This window comes from Actinomyces sp. S6-Spd3, assembly GCF_000758755.1.
In the GTDB taxonomy this organism is placed as follows: domain Bacteria; phylum Actinomycetota; class Actinomycetes; order Actinomycetales; family Actinomycetaceae; genus Pauljensenia.
The window spans coordinates 1-1,540 of record NZ_JRMV01000211.1 but is presented as its reverse complement, the minus strand read 5'-3'; the positions used below and the strand labels follow the sequence as shown (position 1 = coordinate 1,540).

At 47.5% G+C, this 1,540-nt stretch carries 2 protein-coding genes; both read right to left on the bottom strand.

Annotation, left to right across the window (positions count from 1 at the left end; translation table 11 throughout):
- Positions 1-1,057: hypothetical protein (locus HMPREF1627_RS09965; protein ID WP_081940738.1), on the bottom strand; the 1,057-nt coding region annotated here is incomplete at its 3' end.
- 128 nt (positions 1,058-1,185) lie between these two features.
- The coding region (locus tag HMPREF1627_RS01785) for a hypothetical protein (RefSeq protein ID WP_034500603.1) at positions 1,186-1,540 on the bottom strand (355 nt) is incomplete at its 5' end.

The window sequence follows — 1,540 nt, the reverse complement described above, 5'->3', positions numbered from 1 at the left end:
CCGACGGCGACTGATACAAACCTGGTAAGGCATCACCTGACACGAAGTTTCTGGCAATTCCAAGTCGCCCAGAAAAATACACAAAGATAGCCAAACCAAATAAATTGAGCTCTACGAGTGTTAATACTCTACGATCTTTCACCCCTAACATAAGGGCTGCACTGATAGTCAAAAGTACGATGAAAACCAGGGTTGCGAACCAAAATGTTCGGTATGAAGAAACGTATCCCTGAAGGGAATAGAGAAATGTAGAAGCTCTTGAGACTAAAAATGAATCGTTTTCGAGTACGAACTTTTCAATCCGTTCGTTGCGCGCCCACATTCCCGGTACCCCAAACCGCATGAGCGCGATACCCATCGCTACCAATACGGTGATGAGAGTTCGGCTAGGTAGCTTCTGATGACTCAGGAGAAAAGCAACAAAATACACGAAAAGCATTACTGCAACCATCTCGTGATGGAGAGATGCCAGAAGTGTTAACAGGAGAAACGCAACGTGTACGCCGTACTTGGAGCCCTCACGAATACGAAGTAGTGTCCCAACTACAAGGTAGAAGAGAATAAACCCGCCAAGATAACCAACCGTAGCAGCCATAAACATGATGGTGGTTCCTGCAGTCTGGAACGCCAGCGCATCGATAATAAATAGGGACATCGCAGAAATAACGAAAACAACAAACTGCGTGGGTTGACCTATCTGCCAAGGCACTTCTCGCGGAATATGAATCCGAATAAACCGATATACTGCAACGCTAAAGAAGATACATATTAGCGGAAATATAAATGCGGCTGCCTCACCAAAAACCAGAACAATCTGTAAAACAATATCTGCTGTACGTCCGTTTCGGTCTCCGACATCATAAAGAAGATCTTGCCATAATGAGGTGAATGAAGTTCCGCCCCAGGCATAGCCGTCGCGAGTGACAAAATACAGGTCGTCTATCGACCAGATTGGATATCTCCAAAGGAAAAACCAAAGAGCAATAACCGATGTCGCCAATACAACCTCAAGGGCGAGGAAAATCCGCGCCGAAACCGAAATATCTCGCAACGCCATCAAGTTTTCCGTCCCTTCATCTCATGTACCGAAGAACTGACATCAATAACTAAGTCAAACGGTTATCGCTCGATTGAAATAGTATGCAAATGCTTCCATAAAAACCAGCAACCCGGCGTTCTGCCTCGCTACTGGAACGACACAAACCACGGGCGCGGTTCAATACCCATGGTCTGCTCCGCGTTCAGCATCGGCTTGTCCTCATCGATGAAGTTCTTCCACGCCATCCAAACCCACGGCTGCATGTCTTCACGAATCACATCCCACGTATGCATCTTCGCTTCCGGACTTCCATGACCATCCACGTGAACAACCGTTGCCAGCTCGGGATGATGCACCATCTGGTCGCGGTCGCGAATCATCTGCAACTGAAACTGGTGCAACATAAACACCTTCTGCGGCAGATTATTATCGCGCACAAGCTCGGCCAGCCACTGCGAAACCTCGTTCACTTCCGCAATCTCAACATGACCAACCTGCTGC